General features: G+C 74.5%; 13 protein-coding genes. 8 read left to right on the top strand and 5 right to left on the bottom strand.

What is annotated here, in order from left to right; all coding sequences use genetic code 11:
• Window positions 1–1,438 (bottom strand): family 78 glycoside hydrolase catalytic domain (locus tag ABEB16_RS05140; protein ID WP_345711196.1); only part of this gene is annotated, 1,438 nt, incomplete at its 3' end.
• A gap of 244 nt (window positions 1,439–1,682) precedes the next feature.
• On the opposite strand from ABEB16_RS05140, the gene ABEB16_RS05135 reads away from it, so the two are divergent.
• Both ABEB16_RS05135 and ABEB16_RS05130 read left to right on the top strand, forming a co-directional pair.
• A complete protein-coding gene (locus tag ABEB16_RS05135; RefSeq protein ID WP_345711195.1) occupies window positions 1,683–2,309 on the top strand; it encodes a TetR/AcrR family transcriptional regulator in 627 nt (208 codons plus the stop codon).
• Between the two features lie 111 nt (window positions 2,310–2,420).
• Window positions 2,421–3,158, top strand: coding sequence for a PP2C family protein-serine/threonine phosphatase (locus ABEB16_RS05130; protein ID WP_345711194.1), 738 nt, complete (start codon window positions 2,421–2,423; stop codon window positions 3,156–3,158).
• A gap of 254 nt (window positions 3,159–3,412) precedes the next feature.
• Here the strand turns inward: ABEB16_RS05130 and ABEB16_RS05125 are convergent, their stop codons facing one another.
• From ABEB16_RS05125 to ABEB16_RS05115, 3 genes are all read right to left on the bottom strand, one after another.
• A complete protein-coding gene (locus ABEB16_RS05125) occupies window positions 3,413–5,518 on the bottom strand; it encodes an ArnT family glycosyltransferase (protein ID WP_345711193.1) in 2,106 nt (701 codons plus the stop codon).
• Window positions 5,519–5,714: 196 nt separating this feature from the next.
• On the bottom strand, window positions 5,715–7,184 hold the full coding sequence (locus tag ABEB16_RS05120) for a family 43 glycosylhydrolase (protein ID WP_345711192.1): 1,470 nt from the start codon (window positions 7,182–7,184) through the stop codon (window positions 5,715–5,717).
• Window positions 7,181–9,745: an alpha-L-arabinofuranosidase C-terminal domain-containing protein gene (locus tag ABEB16_RS05115; protein WP_345711191.1), complete on the bottom strand. Its 2,565-nt coding sequence runs from the start codon at window positions 9,743–9,745 to the stop codon at window positions 7,181–7,183. The genes ABEB16_RS05120 and ABEB16_RS05115 overlap by 4 nt, the downstream gene beginning before the upstream one ends.
• A gap of 342 nt (window positions 9,746–10,087) precedes the next feature.
• On the opposite strand from ABEB16_RS05115, the gene ABEB16_RS05110 reads away from it, so the two are divergent.
• From ABEB16_RS05110 to ABEB16_RS05085, 6 genes are all read left to right on the top strand, one after another.
• On the top strand, window positions 10,088–11,080 hold the full coding sequence (locus tag ABEB16_RS05110; RefSeq protein WP_345711190.1) for an ABC transporter substrate-binding protein: 993 nt from the start codon (window positions 10,088–10,090) through the stop codon (window positions 11,078–11,080).
• Window positions 11,081–11,217: 137 nt separating this feature from the next.
• Complete coding sequence (locus tag ABEB16_RS05105; RefSeq protein WP_345711189.1) at window positions 11,218–12,792, top strand: sugar ABC transporter ATP-binding protein; 1,575 nt, start codon at window positions 11,218–11,220, stop codon at window positions 12,790–12,792.
• A 23-nt stretch (window positions 12,793–12,815) separates the two neighbouring features.
• Window positions 12,816–13,847: an ABC transporter permease gene (locus ABEB16_RS05100; protein WP_425560109.1), complete on the top strand. Its 1,032-nt coding sequence runs from the start codon at window positions 12,816–12,818 to the stop codon at window positions 13,845–13,847.
• The gene (gene yjfF / locus ABEB16_RS05095) at window positions 13,844–14,872 is read left to right on the top strand and encodes a galactofuranose ABC transporter, permease protein YjfF (RefSeq protein WP_425560108.1); all 1,029 of its coding nucleotides are present in this window, start codon (window positions 13,844–13,846) and stop codon (window positions 14,870–14,872) included. The genes ABEB16_RS05100 and yjfF overlap by 4 nt, the downstream gene beginning before the upstream one ends.
• A gap of 5 nt (window positions 14,873–14,877) precedes the next feature.
• Window positions 14,878–15,909 carry a LacI family DNA-binding transcriptional regulator gene (locus ABEB16_RS05090; protein WP_345711186.1) on the top strand — a complete coding sequence of 344 codons (1,032 nt, stop codon included), beginning with the start codon at window positions 14,878–14,880 and terminating at the stop codon, window positions 15,907–15,909.
• Window positions 15,910–15,968: 59 nt separating this feature from the next.
• A complete protein-coding gene (locus tag ABEB16_RS05085) occupies window positions 15,969–17,033 on the top strand; it encodes a Gfo/Idh/MocA family protein (protein WP_345711185.1) in 1,065 nt (354 codons plus the stop codon).
• A 63-nt stretch (window positions 17,034–17,096) separates the two neighbouring features.
• On the opposite strand, the gene ABEB16_RS05080 is transcribed toward ABEB16_RS05085, so the two are convergent.
• A complete protein-coding gene (locus ABEB16_RS05080; protein WP_345711184.1) occupies window positions 17,097–17,849 on the bottom strand; it encodes a vWA domain-containing protein in 753 nt (250 codons plus the stop codon).
• Window positions 17,850–17,900 lie beyond the last annotated feature (51 nt).

The raw sequence follows: 17,900 nt of genomic DNA, 5'->3' as shown, positions 1-17,900 counted from the left end.
GGGAGGCGGCGTGCTCCACCCAGCGCCGCGCGGCGGGCAGCAGCTCCGCCAGGGCGCCGGCGTCGCCGTAGGCGCGCCACAGCTCCCACGGCACGAACGCGGCCGCGTCCCCCCAGCCGGCCGATCCGGCCGAGGCGTCCTCGAACGCCACGCCGGACGGGCCGTCGCCGGCGGGGTTGGGCACGACCGTCGGCACCTGCCCGTCGGGCCACTGGTCGGCGGCCAGGTCGCGCAGCCAGCGGGCCGAGAACGCCTCGACGTCGTGCAGCAGCGCGGCGGTGGCGACGAACACCTGCCAGTCCCCGGTGAAGCCCGACCGCTCCCGCTGCGGGCAGTCGGTGGGCACGGCGCAGGCGTTGGAGCGCAGGCTCCAGCGGACGACCTCGTGCAGCCGCTCCAGGCGCGGGTCGCTGCAGGAGAACTCACCGGTCCGGGGCAGGTCGCTGTGCACGACGACGGCGCGCACCCGGGCCGGGTCGAGGGGGGCGGGCAGGCCGTCGACCTGCACGTAGCGGAAGCCGTGGGTGGTGTGCCGCGGCTCGAACCCCTCACCCTCGCGGCCCGCGGAGACGACCTCGTCCACCTGCCCGGCCGGCAGCCGCTCCCCGGTGGCGAAGACGAACGCGCGCAGGTGGTCGGTGTCCACCAGGCCGTCGGCGCCGAGGTGCTCGCCGTGCGTCAGCACCAGGTGCGTGCCGGCCGGGCCGAGCTCCGCCAGGCGCACCCAGCCGTTGAGGTTCTGCCCGAAGTCCACCACCGCGGTGCCCGGTCGCGGGCAGGTCACCGCGACCGGTGCCAGCTCCTCCTGGCGGCGCACGGGGGGACCCTCGGCCGGCACGAGGCGCCTGCGGTCGGCGAGGAGCTCGTCGGCGGGCTGCTCCACCGCCTCCCAGCCGTCGCCGCCCCCGGTGAACCACGCCGCGTCCAGCAGGCGCAGGTCGACGGCCTGCCCGTCCATGAGGTCGGCGCGGGTGACGTGGCTGGGGCGGGACTCCCACGAGCCGTCGGTGGCCAGCAGGGTGCGGCCGTCTCCGTCGACGAGCGCGGCGAGCAGCGCGGTGCGGGTCCCGAAGCCGTCGGCCCGGCGCTCGAAACCGTGCCGGCCGCGGAACCAGCCGTCCGAGAGCAGCGCGGCCACGGTGTTGCCGCCGGGGACCAGCAGGTCGGTGACGTCGAAGGCCTGCACCGGCAGGCGCTTGCGGTAGGCCGTGAAGCCGGGCGTGAGCTCCTGCTCGCCCACGCGGACCCCGTTGACGAACAGCTCGTACACGCCGTGTGCGGTGACCGCGGCGAACACCCGCCCGGCGCCGGCGAGCTCCTGCGCGCCGAGGGTGGTGGTGCCGCGCAGCAGGTGGGCGGGTCGCTGCCCGGCAGGGGCGGTCCCCGGTTCGGCGGGGCCGATCCACCGGGCCTGCTGCAGCGTTGTGCGCGGGTCCACGTCCCGTCCTCCTCGACGATCGTGCACGCCGTCCCGCGGTGCGGGACGGCGGTGGCGAGCTACCTGACGGATGTCAATATAACATCTAACACGTGTAAGGTTCAGTCGTCGTGAGCTCCCGGCCGCGGGCCCGGCGGTGGAGCCTCCCCGCGGCGGAGGCGCTCGGCACGGCGCCTCGTCCCCGCCGCCCCGGCGCCGGGTGCGCCCCGGCATAGGGTGGCGCCCCACCCGGAAGGAGGCCGCCGTGCCGCTCACCGACGACGTGCCGGTCCGCCGTCGCACCAGCCGCCAGGCGGCCGCCACCGCCGAGCGGCGCGAGCAGATCCTCGACGCCGCCGTGACGGCGTTCACCGAGGCCGGCTTCAACGCGACCTCCATGCGCGACGTCGCCGGTCGCGCGGGGCTCTCCCACACCGGGCTGCTGCACCACTTCCCGGACAAGGCGGCGCTGCTGGAGGCGGTCCTCGACCGCGACCTGGAGCACGCGGCCCTGGACGCCACGCTCGACCCGCGCGACGGCGAGGCGTTCCTGCGCGGGCTCGTCGCCCTCGCCGAGCGCGACGCGGCAGAACCCGAGCGCGTCCGGTTCTACTGCCTCGTCGCCGCCGAGGCGCTCGCCCCGGCCCACCCCGCCCACGGCTACTTCCGGCAGTGGTTCGACCGGGTCCGCACCACGGTCACCACGGCACTGACCGACCTGGACCGCCGCGGCCGCTACACCGGCGGCCCCGGCAGCATCCCGGCGGCGGCCGTGCACATCGCGAGCATGCGCGAGGGGCTCAACCAGCACTGGTTGCTCGCCCCCGACCGGATCGACCTCGTCGCGGCGGTGCGCGCCCAGCTGCAGCGCTACACCGACCTGGAGCTGTGAGCAGCGGTACCCCCTGCGCCGCCGGACGGGCGAAGCGCACCCGCGCGGGTTCACAGGCCGCTGACAGCCATCACCCACCCGGGTGCTAGTGCCGCGCCCGAACGGTGGAGCATGCACACCTCCCGTCACGCCCAGCCCCGCCGCACGTCGCAGGCCGCCCGTCGCAGCCGCACCAGCGACGGCGGCCCCCGCGGCGGTGACTTCTGCGTCGTCGTGGCGCTGCCCGACGGACGCACCGGCGTCGGCATCGGCGACGTCGCCGGCCACGGCGCCCCGGTCGCCGGGCTCATGGTGCGGCTGCGCGCGGCGATGCGGGCGGAGGCCGCCGGGGGCACCGCCCCGGCGGTGCTGCTGCAGCGCCTCGGCGCACTGCTCGGGGCGCTGGACCCCGACGCCATGGCCACCGCCGCCTACGCCGTCGTGGACCCCGCGACGCGGACCGCGGTGCACGCCAGTGCCGGTCACCTGCCGTTCGTCTGCGCCGCCGGCGGTGGTGCGTGGGTGGTCCAGGCGCCCGTCGGCCCGCCGCTGGGGGTCTGCGACGACATCCGCCACGAGGAGCAGGTCACCGCGCTGCCGGAGGGGGCGACGCTGCTGGCCTGCACCGACGGGCTCGTCGAGCGGCGCGGGGAGGACCTCGACGCCGGCGTGCAGCGCCTCTGCCGCGCGGTCCGCGACCACGCCGCGGCCGACGTGGCCGACCACGTCGACGCCGTGTTCGCGACGCTGGCCCCGGGCTCGTCGGACGACGTCACCCTCGTCGGGGTGCGGCCGGCGGCACCGGCTGGCCGGTGGTCGCTGCGGCTCGGTGCCGCACCCACCCGGGTCGGGAGCCCGTGGCAGCGCTGAGCCGCGCTGCGCGCAGCGACACGGCTGCGCGGTGTCGGGCGCCCGCGGTCTCGCTGCTGTTTGGACGTATTCCTGGTTATCGGGCTCAACGGGTCTTCCATGACGTGGTGTGCAGCACCGCACCGGGGGAGTCCGGCCTGGAAGGGGACGCGCGCGACCCCGCACGGCGGTCGTCCGCCGTGCGGGGTCGCGGTTCCGCGTCCTCCTGCCGGGTGCCGGGTGCCGGGGTGGGGCCGGTGCCGGTGCCGGTGCCGTCAGGACACCGGCTGCGTCAGGTCGTAGACGGTCTGACCGCCCGCGGTGGTGGCCGTGTAGTTCTCCGCCACCCAGGTGCCGATCTCCGAGCTGCCGCCCGGTCCACCGCGACCGGGGACGTAGTAGTGGATCCGGCCGTCGGCGACGAGCTCCTGGAACCGCGCGAGGGTGGGTGCGGGGTCCGAGCCGGTGAAGCCGCCGATGCCCATGACGTCCGTGCCGCTCGCGAGCGCCAGTTCCGCCGAGCTCGAGGTGCTCGTGGTGGCGGCCGACCAGTCGGTGCCGGCCGCCTGCAGCAGGGCCACCAGGTCGTCGCTCACCTGACCGCCGCCCATGCCGCCCGTGCCACCCGTGCCGCCGGGCGTGGTGCCGCCGCCCGTGCCGCCGCCCGTGCCGCCCGCGCCACCCGTGCCGCCCGTGCCGCCGGGTGCGGTGCCCCCGGGTGCGGTGCCACCGGGTGCGGTGCCACCCGGGAAGCCACCCGCACCGCGACCACCGCCGAAGCCGCCGCCGGCCGTCTCCGGTCCCGCCAGCGGGATCGATCCGGTGTGCGCGGTGCGCACCGTCTCCACCGCGTACGCCGCCGGCCCCAGCGACGCCACGACGACCGCCGTCGCCAGCGCGGCGATCGCCACGCGCGCCCCGCGCACCAGCAGGCCGAGCGCCGCGGCGCAACCGGCCACCAGGACCACCCAGCGCAGCCACGGCACGAAGTCGGCGCTGCGCCCCAGCAGCACCCAGCTCCACACCGCGGTCGTGGCCACCACGACGGCGAGCACCGCCCGCCACGGCGCGCGGTCCCGGCGGCGCCACAGCGCGGCACCGCCCACGCCGACGAGGCCGGCGATGCCCGGCGCCAGCGCCACCGTGTAGTACTGGTGGAACGTGCCCTCCATCAGGCTGAACGTCACCGCCGTCACGAGGGTCCAGCCGCCCCAGACCACCAGCGAGGCCCGCACCCGGTCCGTGCGCGGCAGCCGCCGGGTGAGCACGACGCCGGCCACGAGGAGCAGCAGCGCCGCCGGTAGCAGCCAGGCCACCTGCCCACCGACGCTGGAGCCGAACATCCGCAGCCAGCCGGCGTCGGCGCCGAACCCACCGCCACCGCCGCCGAAACCGCCCATCCGCTCCACGACCGCGCCGTTGCCCTGCGCGACCTGGACAGCACCCGGCGCGGCACCCGGCGCGGCGCCGTAGGCGGCCGCCGCACCCTCGGGAAGGGCTCCCCGCACCCCGCCCGCACCGCCGCCGAAGCCCTCGCCGAACAACCGGCCCAGGCCGTTGTAGCCGATGGCCAGCTGCCAGGCGCTGCCGTTGGTGGAACCGCCGATGTAGGGCCGGCTGCCGGCCGGCCACAGCGCCGCCGCCGCGAACCACCAGCCGCTGGCCACGACGAGCGCCGCCCCCGTGGCCAGCAGCTGGCGGATGCGGCGGCCGAGCCCGGTGGGAGCGGCCCACAGGTAGGCCAGCGCCAGGGCGGGGACCGGCAGCAGCGCCTGCGCCGTCTTGGTCAGGAACGCCAGCCCCACCAGCGCACCGGCCAGCAGCAGCCAGCGGGTGCGGGCGCCCTCCAGGGCCCGCACCACGGCGTAGGCGGCCGCCACCAGCAGCAGCACGAGCATCGCGTCGGGGTTGTCGAAGCGGAACATCAGCACCGCGACCGGCGTCAGCGCCAGCACCAGGCCCGCCACGAGGCCGGCGACCGGGCCGCTGACCCGGCGCACCGCCGCCACCAGCAGCGCCACCGCCGCCACGCCCATCAGGGCCTGCGGCACCAGCACGCTCCAGCTGGACAGCCCGAACACCCGCGCGGACAGCGCCATCACCCACAGCGAGGCGGGCGGCTTGTCGACGGTGATGGTGTTGCCGGCGTCGGCCGAGCCGAAGAAGAACGCCGTCCAGTTCTTCGTCATCGCCTGCACGGCGCCGGCGTAGAACGCGTTGCCCCAGCCGTTGGCGCTCAGGTTCCACAGGTAGGCCAGCGCGGTGAGCGCGAGCAGCCCGGTGGTCGCCAGTCGTTCCGGGCCGCTGCGCGGCGCGACGCGGCCCCCGAGGGGGGAGGGCGGGTGCGGGGGCGCTGCGGTGGCAGCGGTGCGGACGCTCATGGTGGCACCGTCGACGACGGCGCTGACGCGTCGCTGTCACCGGCCTGTGAACGGGCTGTAGATCCGGGCAGAGCGCCGGGCTCGCGGCCTGCAGGTCGACCACCGCGACGCCCAGGGTGGCGCCCAGCGCCCTCACGGCCGCCGCGTGGTGGCCGGCGGCGGCGGACGGTGCCCCGCCCGCCGCTGCCGACCCGGTTCAGCTCAGCCGGAACGTCGTGCGGCTGCCCGCCGCGGGGCCCGTGGTGAGCGTGCCCCCGGAGTGCCGCAGGAACGTCCCCGGGGTGCCGGCGACCTCCAGCGACACCCCCTTGCCCGCGGCGCGGCGCACGAAGCTGGCCCCGGCCGCGAACGCCGCACCCGGCTCGACCGGGTCGATGCGCACGGCGCCGTCGACCACCCTGACGCAGCGGTCGGGGACGTTGACCGAGCGGATCGACTCCGTGCCGGCGCCGGCGAGCCCCGGCTCGAAGCGGAACTGGCTGTCGGCGAGCTCGCGCACGTCGGCGTCCACCCGCAGGGCGAAGGCCGAGTGCCGGACGAACGAGGCAGGCGCGTCGGCGGGGGACAGCCGCACGATCGGACCGCCGGTCCCGACCGGCACGCCGAACAGCGGGGTGCCGTCGGGGTGCCAGTACACCTTCTGCACCCGGGTGTGCCGGTTGGGGTCGTACAGCGGGTCGCCCTCGATGCGCCGGTAGTCGCGCGCGTGGTAGACGAGCACGTCGGTCACCCCGTCCTCGGCCACGGTGAAGGAGTTGTGCCCCGGTCCGAAGCGCGAGGTCTGCTCGTTCGTCGTGAAGACCGGCACCGGGGACTTCGACCAGCTGCGGAAGTCCAGCAGGTCCGCGCCGGCGCCGGCGGTCAGCAGCCCCATGCAGTAGTTCGCGTCGGTGGCGCTGGCCGAGTAGGTCACGAACACCCGGCCGTTGCGCACGAGCACCGCCGGGCCCTCGTTGACCGCGAACCCCTGCCGCTCCCAGGGCAGCGTCGGGGTGGAGATGCGCACCGGCTCGCCCGCGATCGCGAACGGCGAGCTCATCCGGGCGATGTAGAGGCTGGTGTTGACGGCCAGCTCCGGCTCGGCCTGCGCCCACAGGTAGTAGCGGCGCCCGCGGTGCTCGAAGGTCGTCGCGTCCAGCTTGAAGTGGCCCCAGGGGGTCGTGACCTCCCGCGGTGCGCTCCAGCCCGCCGGGTCGCGCGGGTCGGCGCGGGAGGACTCCAGGACGTACATCCGGATGGCGAAGACGTCCTCGGCGTCCCCGGCGGCGAAGTAGACGTACCAGCGGTTGCCGATGCGGTGCAGCTCCGGGGCCCAGACGTGCCCGCCGGTGCGGCCGGAGGGGGGCCGGCGCCAGATGACGCTCTCGGTGGCCGTGGACAACCCGGCGATCGTCGGCGCGCCGCGGACCACGAGCCGGTCGTACTCGGGGACCGAGCCGGTGAAGTAGTACGTGCCGGCCACCGGGCGGGTGACGAAGGGATCGGCGCGCTGCGCCACGAGCGGGTCGGTCGTGGGCACGCCGTAGATCTCCTCGTCGGTGCGCACCCCCGCGGCGGCCGCCGGGGAGGTGACGGCCACCACGCCGGTGGTGGCCGCGGCGGTGACGAGGCCCGCGGTGAGCAGGCCGCGTCGGCTGATGTCGGGGTTCACGGGTGCCTCGCTCACGTGGTCGGGATGCGCAGGACGGTGACGGAGTTGGCGGGGAAGGTGCGGGTGAAGGTGGGCCTGATCCCGCTCACGGTGGAGGTGACGGGCTCGACGGGCTGGGCGGAGCGGGTGTTCTGCGCCTCCGGGTCCCCGGAGATCACCGTCATCGTGGCCTTGCCCTTGACCCTGACGTCGCCCAGGTCGACCCGGGTGACCGCGGGGGTGGACTGGGCGTTGACGACCTTGACGATGAGGTCACCGGTGGCGTCGTCGCGGGTCACGACCTGCGCGAACGGCTCGGTGACGGCGTCGTCGTCGAAGCTGCCCCACTCCTGCCCGTCGAGGAACAGCGTCACCTTCGTGCCGCGCACGGAGATCCGCAGGTCGTAGGTCCGCCCGGTGGTGATCGACTGGTTCTCCCGGGCGACGAGCGTCTCCTTGGCGCCGTTGGTGGCCTTCTCCACCACGCTGCGGGTGTTGTTCCAGCCGCCGAGGTTCCACCAGTAGTAGTTGCCGCTGTCCTCGACGCCGAAGGCGACGAGGAAGCCCTCCGCGCCGGCGGTCTTGGTCGCCTTCAGGGTGAGGTCGTAGTCGCTGGTGCCGACGTCGGGGCCCTTGACGAGGGTGTTGAGGGCCGCGGTGTCGGACTGGGTGTAGGCACCGCCGGCCGCCGACCAGGTGCCGGTGCCGGCCAGCGGGGTCCAGCCGGTGGCGTTCCCGTCGGAGAAGTCGTCGGCGAAGAGCGCCGTCCCGTCGGGGGCGCTGACGCGCACGTCGTCGTAGCTGGCGGCCGTGGCCCAGGTGGACAGCCCGATGCCCCCGCCGATCGGCTGCGGCTGCAGGACCGCGCCGGTCGCGGTCGAGGGCACGACGCGGTCGCCGACGTTGTTCATGAACAGCTTCTGGACCTCGTAGCTCGTCGAGCCCCACGACTGGTCGTTGTCGAACCAGATCATGTCCGGCTTCCACTGCGCGTTGTCGACGTGGGCCAGCAGCGGGGCGTAGGAGGACATCGTCACGACGTCGGCGTTGCGCTCCAGGCCGGTCATGAAGGCGGCCTCGGCCAGCGCGTTGGACAGCTTGGAGTCCAGGGAGGCGTACTCGCCGAGGAAGACCTGCGGGCCGCTGCGGTCGTAGGAGTCGTAGCGGCCGTTGTTCTGCAGGAACCAGGCCGGGGAGTTGTAGTAGTGCTCGTCGACCACCTCGGCGCCGTTGGCGCGGGCGGCGGCCCAGTGCGCGTCGAAGACGGCGCCGGAGTCGTCGGGCCCGGAGTTGGCGATGACCGTGATGTCCGGGTACCTGGCCTCGATGGCGTCGCGGAAGGTCACGAAGTTCGCCGCGTACTCGGCGGGCAGGTTCTCCTCGTTGCCCACGCCGATCCGGCGCACGCCGAAGGGCGCCGGGTGGCCCATCTGCGCCCGCACCCTCCCCCACGTGGAGGTGACGGGTCCGTTGGCGAACTCGATGAGGTCCAGGGCGTCCTGGACGTGGCGCTGCAGCAGCTCGGGGTCGTCGGTGGCCTGGTTCTGCCCGCACCCGGTGAGCATGGCCGGCACGACCGGGACGGGCTCGGCGCCGATGTCCTCGGCGAACTGGAAGTACTCGAAGTAGCCCAGCCCGTAGGACTGGTTGTAGCCCCAGAAGTTGGCGTTGGTCGCGCGGGTCTCGACCGGCCCGACGGTGTCCTTCCACTGGTAGGAGCGGGCGCGGGGGTAGCCGGCGGCGGCGTCGTAGGCCTCGTGGCTGCCGGTGTTGACGATGCAGCCGCCGGGGAAGCGCAGGAACCCGGGGTTCAGGGCCGCGATCTTCTCCGCGAGGTCCTTGCGCAGGCCGTTGGGCCGGTTCTTGAAGGTCTCGCGCGGGAAGAGGGAGACCATGTCCAGGCGCAGGGTGCCCGATCCGGAACCGAGGACGGACAGGCGGGCGGCGTTGGTCGTGGCGGTCGCGGTGAACGTGCCGGTGTACTTCACCCAGCCGTCACCGCGCACGACGAGGTGCTGGGGGGAGGTGTACCGCTTGCCGGCGGCGTCGTCGAGGACGAGCGTCAGCGGCGTGCCGTTCCGCGCGTCCGTGCGCGCCCACACCGAGAAGTCGTAGCGCTTGCCCTTCTGCACCGCGATCCCGTCGCCGTAGCCGGCGTTGCGGACGCCGAACGCGCTGCCCGCGGGGCTGGTGAGGGCCAGTTCGAGGTAGGTGCGGTTGCGCTCGTCCAGCCGCGCGGACCCGTCGACGGTGGTGGCCGTGCCGGAGCCGCGCCCCTGGGTGGTGGTCGTCCAGCCGGTGAGGCCGTTCCAACCGGCGCGGTCGGTGCCGGTGAACTCGAAGGAGCGGTTGCGCACCAGCTCTGCGTAGAGGCCGCCGTCGGCGGCGTCGTTGATGTCCTCGAAGAAGATGCCGTGCATCGTGTCGGCGATCGCCGGCCCGACCTCGGCGGGGCGGGCGGTGATGGTGTAGCCCGGCGCGGTGGGCGCCGCGGTGGGCGCCGCGGTGGGCGCTGCGGTGGCGGCCGGGGCCGTCACCAGGGGCGCCGCCGCCAGCACGGTCACCGCCAACGTCGTAAAGGAACGGGGAGCGGGCACGCATGTCCTCCTCGACACGTGGCGCGGGGCGCAGGCGGGGTCGACCGCCGCAGCAGGAGCCGCCCGACCCCCACCCGGCACCGGCAGGACGCCGTCGGTCCCGGTGCGGTGGAGGTTGGGTCACGAAACGGCAACAGCGCTGCGGGGCGCGGTCGCGACTGCGATGTGAGCGCGAACATACGGAGCGCCCGTCGCCGTGGTCAAGCAGCGGACCACCTGCGGGTTGTGCTTGACGGGCCTCGTTGTGAGCGCTCACACTCCAGGTCCTGAGCCCAGCCCGCCCGACGGTCGTGCGGTCCGAACCCGGGCTCCTGCAGCGCTTCGGCGCCGCCCTGTTCTGCGATGGAGGAGACAGTGCTCAAGAAGGTCCTCACCGCTGCCACGGCCGCGGTGCTCATCGGTTCCCTCGCCGCGTGTGGGGGCGAGGACTCCGTCGCCTCCTCCGAGGCCGGCGGCAGCAGCGACACCATCACCATGGGTTTCGCGCAGGTCGGCGCCGAGAGCGGCTGGCGCACCGCGAACACCAAGTCGATCCAGGAGTCCGCGAAGGCGGCCGGCATCGAGCTGAAGTTCTCCGACGCGCAGCAGAAGCAGGAGAACCAGATCAAGGCGATCCGCTCCTACATCCAGCAGAAGGTGGACGTCATCGCCTTCAGCCCCGTCGTCGAGACCGGCTGGGACTCCGTCCTGCAGGAGGCCAAGCGCGCCAAGATCCCGGTCATCCTCACCGACCGCGCCGTCGACTCCGAGGACGAGACCCTCTACGAGACCTTCATCGGCTCCGACTTCGTCGAGGAGGGCAAGAAGGCCGGCGAGTGGCTGGTCCAGGAGGTCGGCACCGCCGAGACCAACGTCGTGGAGCTGCAGGGCACCACCGGTGCGGCCCCGGCCAACGACCGCCGGGACGGTTTCGAGGAGGCCGTCTCCGGTTCGCCGAACATCAAGGTGATCGCCTCCCAGACCGGCGACTTCACCCGGTCCGGCGGCAAGGAGGTCATGGAGGCCTTCCTGAAGTCCAACCCCGACATCGACGTCGTCTACGCGCACAACGACGACATGGGGCTCGGGGCGATCGAGGCCATCGAGGCGGCCGGCAAGGTGCCCGGTCAGGACATCAAGATCATCACCGTCGACGCGGTCAAGGACGGGATGCAGGCCCTGGCCGACGGGAAGATCAACTTCATCGTCGAGTGCAGCCCGCTGCTCGGCGACCAGCTGATGGACGCGGCGCAGAAGGTCCTGGCGGGCGAGGAGGTCGAGAAGCGCATCGTCACCGAGGAGACGACCTTCACGCAGGAGCAGGCCGTCGAGGCGCTGCCCACCCGCAAGTACTGAGCCCCACCAGCGGCCCGCGCCGCACCGCGCTCCGGCCCCCACCACCGCCACCTGCGCCGGTGGTGGGGGCCGGCACCACCTGCTCCCCCGCGGAGCCCGCACGCCACCCCTCGTGACGTCCTCCCCAGAAGGCAGATATGACCGAGGTCCCCACGGCGGCACGCCCGGCCCCACAGGCCGCGCCGGTCGTCGAGATGCGCGGCATCTCCATCGAGTTCCCGGGCGTGAAAGCCCTGCAGGGCGTGGACTTCCGGCTCCTGCCGGGTGAGGTCCACGCCCTGATGGGTGAGAACGGCGCCGGCAAGTCCACGCTCATCAAGGCCCTCACCGGCGTGTACGCCGTCGACGCCGGTGAGATCCGCGTCGGCGGCGGCCCCGTCACGTTCAGCGGCCCCGCGGCCTCCCAGGCAGCCGGTATCAGCACCGTCTACCAGGAGGTGAACCTCTGCGCGAACCTCACGGTCGCGGAGAACATCCTGCTGGGCCGCGAACCGCGGCGCGCCGGCTCCATCGACTCCCGCGCCATGCGGGCGCGCGCCCGCGAGGTCCTCACCCGCATGGGGCTGCACGTCGACCCGGCCTCCACGCTGGGGGAGCACCCCATCGCGGTGCAGCAGCTCGTGGCCATCGCCCGGGCCGTGGCCGTCGACGCCCGCGTCCTCGTGCTCGACGAGCCCACCTCCAGCCTCGACGCCGACGAGGTCGCCGAGCTGTTCCGCATCATGCGCAGCCTGCGCGACGCCGGCACGGCCATCCTGTTCGTCTCCCACTTCCTCGAGCAGGTCTACGAGATCTCCGACCGCATGACGGTCCTGCGCAACGGCAGGCTAGTGGGGGAGTACCGCACCGCCCAGCTGCCCCGCCTCGACCTCATCTCCGCGATGATCGGCCGCGAGCTCGGCGAGATGGACGCCATCGCCCGCAGCGCCGACGCCGGCCACGCCGACGCCTCGCGCGTCCCCGTGCTGCGCGCCAGCGGCATCGCGCGGGCCGGCTCCGTCGAGCCGGTCGATCTGGAGGTGCACGCCGGCGAGGTCGTCGGGCTCGCCGGCCTGCTGGGGTCAGGGCGCACCGAGCTGGTCCGGCTCCTCTTCGGCGCCGACCGCGCCGACCGCGGCACCATCGAGGTGCAGGGCCGGCCGGTCACCATCCGCAACCCGCGCCAGGCCATCGCCGCCGGCATCGCCTTCGCCTCCGAGGACCGCAAGGGGGAAGGGCTCATCGCCGACCTCAGCGTCCGCGACAACCTCGTCCTGGCGATGCAGGCCGCCCGCGGCTGGACCCGGCCCATCCCGCGCCGGACCAAGGACGAGCTCGTCGCCAGGTACATCGAGGCGCTGGACATCCGCCCGGCCAACCCCGACGCGCTCATCCGCAACCTCTCCGGCGGCAACCAGCAGAAGGTCATCCTCGCGCGCTGGCTCGTCACCGAACCCCGGCTCCTCATCCTCGACGAGCCCACCCGCGGCATCGACATCGGCGCCAAGGCGCAGATCATGAAGCTCGTGACGGAGCTCGCCGCCGGCGGCATGGCGGTGGTGTTCGTCTCCGCCGAGCTGGAGGAGGTGCTGCGCATCTCCGACCGCGTCGTCGTGCTGCGCGACCGGCGCAAGATCGCCGAGATCGGCGAGCGCGGCGCCTCCGTGGCCGACGTCATGTCGCTGATCGCGGCCGGCAGCGAGAGCACCGCCCTGGAGAGGACAGCATCGTGAGCACCGCCACCCCCCTCGCCCGGCTGCGGACCAGCGGGCTGCTGTGGCCGCTGGTGGCCCTGGCCGCCCTGCTCGCCGTCAACGTCGCGGCGCGCCCGTCGTTCGTCAGCGTCACCGTCAGGGACGGCCACCTCTACGGCAGCCTCGTCGACATCCTGCGCAACGGCGCACCGACGCTGCTCGTCGCGCTCGGCATGACGCTCGTCATCGCCACCCGCGGCATCGACCTGTCCGTCGGCGCCATCGCCGCCATCGCCGGCGCCGTCGCCTGCACGTACATCGGCGCCTCGGGGGATGCGGGCGCCGCCGTCGTCGGCATGCTGCTGGCCCTGCTGCTCTGCGCGGTCCTCGGCGTGTGGAACGGTTTCCTCGTCTCCGTGCTCGGCATCCAGCCCATCATCGCCACGCTCGTGCTGATGACCGCCGGGCGCGGCCTGGCCATGCTCGTCACCGACGGCCAGATCATCACCGTCAACAACGAGGCCTACTCGCAGGTGGGCGCCGGGTTCCTCGTGCTGCCCGTCTCCATCCTCATCAGCCTCGGCGTCTTCGCGGCGCTGGCCGTGCTGACCCGCCGCACCGCGCTGGGCCTGCTCGTGGAGTCGGTGGGCATCAACCCCGAGGCCAGCCGCCTGGCCGGTGTCCGATCGCGCACCATCGTCTGGACGGTGTACGTCTTCGCCGCCCTGTGCGCCTGCGTCGCCGGGCTCATGATCACGTCGAACGTGAACTCGACCAACGCCAACAGCGTGGGGCTGTGGATCGAGCTCGACGCCATCCTCGCCGTCGTCATCGGCGGCACGTCGCTGGCCGGTGGCCGGTTCTCCCTGGCCGGCACCCTCGTCGGCGCCCTCGTCATCCAGACCCTGACGACCACGGTGTACAACGTCGGGATCCCGCCGCAGACGATCCAGGTCTTCAAGGCCGCCGTCGTCATCGCCGTCTGCCTGATGCAGGCGCCGAAGTTCCGCGCGCTGCTCGTCCGCCGCCGCACCCCCGCCGCCCCCGCCGCGGCCACCCCCGCTCCCGCGACCTCCGAGGCTGGCCCGCGATGAGGACGACCGTGACCACCGCCACGCCGGCGACGACCACCGACGCCGTCGCGCCGGCCGCCAGGCCCACCCGTTCGCGCGTGCCCGGCCGGCTCGTGCCCGTCCTGGCGACCCTGGTGCTCTTCGTCCTGATGTTCGGCGCCGGCGCGGCGCGCTACGAGAACTTCGGGACCCCGCAGACGATCGTCAACCTGCTCATCGACAACTCCTTCCTCGTCGTGCTCGCCGTCGGCATGACCTTCGTCATCCTCACCGGCGGCATCGACCTGTCCGTCGGTTCCGTCGTGGCGCTGTCCACGATGGTCGCGGCCTGGGGGCTGCAGCAGGGCGTGCCGGCGCCGCTGCTGCTCGTCGGCATCCTGGTGCTGGGCACGGCGTTCGGGCTGCTGCAGGGTTTCGTCATCCAGCGCTTCGACATCCAGCCGTTCATCGTCACGCTGGCGGGGATGTTCCTGGCGCGGGGCCTGTCGCTGCTCATCAGCGACGAGTCCATCTCCATCGACGACGACACGTTCCAGGCGATCGCGTCCGGTTCCATCACCCTGCCCGGCGAGGTGTACGTCACCTACAGCGTGCTGATCGCCCTGGCCGTGCTCGCCGTGGCCGCCTACGTGCTGCACCGCACCCGGTTCGGGCGCACCGTCTACGCCCTCGGCGGCAACGAGCAGTCCGCCACGCTCATGGGCCTGTCCACCGCCCGCACGAAGATCGGCGTCTACGGCATCAGCGGGTTCTGCGCCTCCCTGGCGGGCCTGCTGTTCAGCTTCTACATGCTCTCCGGCTACGGCCTGCACGCGGTGGGCATGGAGCTGGACGCCATCGCGGCGGTCGTCATCGGCGGCACCCTGCTGGCCGGCGGCGCCGGCTACGTCGTGGGTTCGCTGCTGGGCGTCCTCGTGCTCGGCACCATCCAGACGCTCATCTCCTTCGACGGCACCCTGAGCTCGTGGTGGACGAAGATCTTCATCGGCGCCCTGCTCCTGGCCTTCATCGTGCTGCAGCGCGCCGCGCTGCGACGGCGGGGGTGACGGGGGTGGCCGTCGCGGCGGACGGCGTCCGGCGGCCGGCGGTCATGGCCGACGTGGCGCGGCTGGCCGGTGTCTCCCTGCAGACCGTCTCGCGCGTCGTCAACGGCGGCGACCACATCCGCCCCGAGACGCGCGCACGGGTGCAGGAGGCCATCGGCCGGCTCGGCTACCGCCCCAACAAGGCGGCGCGGGCGCTGGCGACCACCCGCACGGCGACCATCGGCGTCATCGTCACCGAGGGCTCGCTGTGGGGGCCCAGGAGCGTCCAGCGGACCGTGGAGCAGGTCGCCCGGCAGGCGGGGTACTTCGTGGGCTCGGTCAGCCTCGACGTCGTCGCCCGCCCGGAGCTGACGAGCGCCGTCGACCACCTGCTCAGCCAGTCCGTCGAGGGCGTCATCATGATCGCCGGCTACGACGAGGCGCTGCAGCTGGTGCGACAGCAGGACGTCGGGGTGCCCTTCGTGGTCGTCATGGGCGACGTGCCCGAAGGCGGCGGGGACACCCGCGACGAGCAGTTCGACGCCGCGCGGCGCGCCACCCGCCACCTGCTCGAGCTCGGCCACGTGGAGGTCGCCCACGTGGCCGGGCCCGCGAACTGGGTCGAGGCCCGCGCCCGCGAGGCCGGCTGGCGCGCGGAGCTCGCCGCCACCGGACTGCGCCCCGCCGAACCGCTGCGCGGGGACTGGTCGGCGGCCAGCGGGTACGCGGTGGGCCGCCGCCTGGCCGCCGACGAGGCGGTGACCGCCGTCTTCGCCGCCAACGACGAGATGGCGCTGGGCGTGCTGCGCGCGCTGGCCGAGGCGGGGCGGGCCGTGCCGGGCGACGTCAGCGTCGTGGGTTTCGACGACATCCCGAGCGCGGAGTACCTCGTGCCGCCGCTGACCACCATGCGCCAGGACATGACGGCCCTGGGGCGCCTGGCGGTGTGCCGCCTCGACGCCGCCATCCGCGGGTCCGACGAGGAGCTGCCACCGGCCCCGGCCGTGGAGCTCGTGGTGCGGGCCAGCACCGGGCCCCGTCGCGGCCCGGCGGGCTGACCGGGACGGGCGGCAGGCTGCGCCCCGGTGGCGGGCCGCGGCCTGCTAGCTTCGCGGGCGTGGTGGACCCGGACGTCGCACACCGCACCCGCCTCATCCAGGTCGGCCTGGGCGGGTGGGGCGGGGACTGGGCGCGCAACGCCGTCCCGGCGGTGGGTGAGGTCGAGCAGGTCGCGGTCGTCGACGCCCGCGAGACCACGCTGCGCGGTGCGCAGCAGGAGCTGGGGCTGCCCGACGGCAGGTGCCTCACCTCCCTGGCGGCGGCCCTCGCGGCCGTGCCCGCGGACGGGGTGCTGGTGACCGCGCCGGTGGGTTTCCACGTGCCGCTGGCGCTGGAGGCGCTGGAGGCCGGGCTGCACGTCCTGGTGGAGAAACCCTTCGCCAGCGGTGTGGCCGAGGCCCGCGCGGCCGTCGAGCGCGCCGAGGACCTGGGCCTGGTCCTGCAGGTGAGCCAGAACTACCGCGCCTACCCCGCGCCGCAGGCGGTGCGCGACCTGGTGGCCGCCGGCGCCGTCGGGGACCTGTCGGTCGTCCACGTCGACTTCCGCCGCTGGGCCAACGACGCGCCCGCGGCGACCAACCGGCACCACACCTTCTCCCACCCGCTGCTGCACGACATGGCCGTGCACCACTTCGACCTGCTGCGGATGGTCACCGGCCGCGACGCGGTGCGCGTCTACGCCAAGGTCACCGACCCGCCGTGGAGCAGGTTCCGCGAGGAGGCCTCGGCGGTCCTGACGATCGAGATGGCCGGTGGGCTCACCGCCAGCTACCGCGGCAGCTGGGTCAGCCGCGGACCGCAGACCGCCTGGGACGGGGAGTGGGCCCTGGAGGGTGCCGACGGGCGCATCACCTTCACCGGCCGCGGCGGCCGGGGACCGGCGGACGACGTCGTCCACGTCAGCCGCGGCGGCGGCCCGCCCACCCCCGTGCCGCTGCCCGCGCCCGCGCTGTGGGGGCGCTCGGCGGGGTTGCGGCAGTTCGCCCGCGCCATCGCCGGGGGGCCGCCGCCGGACGTCACCGGCCGCTCCAACCTCGGCACCCTCGCCCTCATGGAGGCGGCCACGCGCTCGGCGGCCTCGGGACGGGTCGAGGACGTCGAGGACGTGGCGTCCACCCGCTGACGCCCGCCCGGGCCGCGATCGCCCTCGCCCCGCCGACCCCGGCCGCCCACCGCCTCCTCGGCGCTACGCGCCGAGCCGCACCCCGAGGAAGTCCGCCAGCACCCGGCCCAGGGCCAGGGCGGTGGCCCGCGGATCGGCGGCGTCGGCGCCCACCACCGCCGCGTCGGGCAGCACCGCGCGCCAGGTGGACGGCACGTCGAGCTGCCTGCTGGGCAGCAGCAGCACGACGGACTCGATGCCCGCCCGGTCCACCGAGGCGGCCACCTCGCCGCGGTCGGTCTCGTCGACGAAGCCGTCGGAGACGACGACGGCGAGCGTGCGGCACGGGCTGGCGCCGCGCGCGGCCAGCTCCTCCAGCGCGCTGGTGAGGGAGGTGCCGTCGAGCAGGGCCGGCGGGGGGACCGGCTGCGCGCCGGCCGAGTCCGCGATCGCGACGGTGGGCAGGGTGGTGGCCGCGCTGCCGGCGAAGTCGACGACGGTGAGCTGGTCGTCGCCGCGCAGGTTGCCCGGCGCCCAGCGCAGCACCTCCTGCACCGCCGCGGTGCGGGCGGCGCTGAAGCGCAGCATGGAGCTGGAGTCGTCCGACATCACCGCCAGCCGCACGCAGCCCGGGCCGCGCTCGCCCTCCAGCTGGGCCGCGCTGAGCGTCGTGGGCGCCGTGTCCGGGCCGCTGCCGCGCTGGGCCAGCAGCCAGACCAGCGGGAGCAGCGCCGCCAGCAGCAGCAGCCACGGCCAGCGGCGCGCGCGGGGCAGCGCCCCGACGTCACCGAGGCGGCCGACGTCGCCCAGGCCTCCCAGCCCGGCCGGTCCCCTCACCGCGGGCCCGCCTCACCGGGGGCGACGCTCGGGGCCGGGGTCTCGCGCAGG

It is taken from the genome of Kineococcus glutinatus, assembly GCF_039542765.1.
GTDB lineage: Bacteria > Actinomycetota > Actinomycetes > Actinomycetales > Kineococcaceae > Kineococcus_A > Kineococcus_A glutinatus.
The sequence above is the reverse complement of the archived record's forward strand: the minus strand, read 5'-3'. Positions and strand labels throughout refer to the sequence as shown.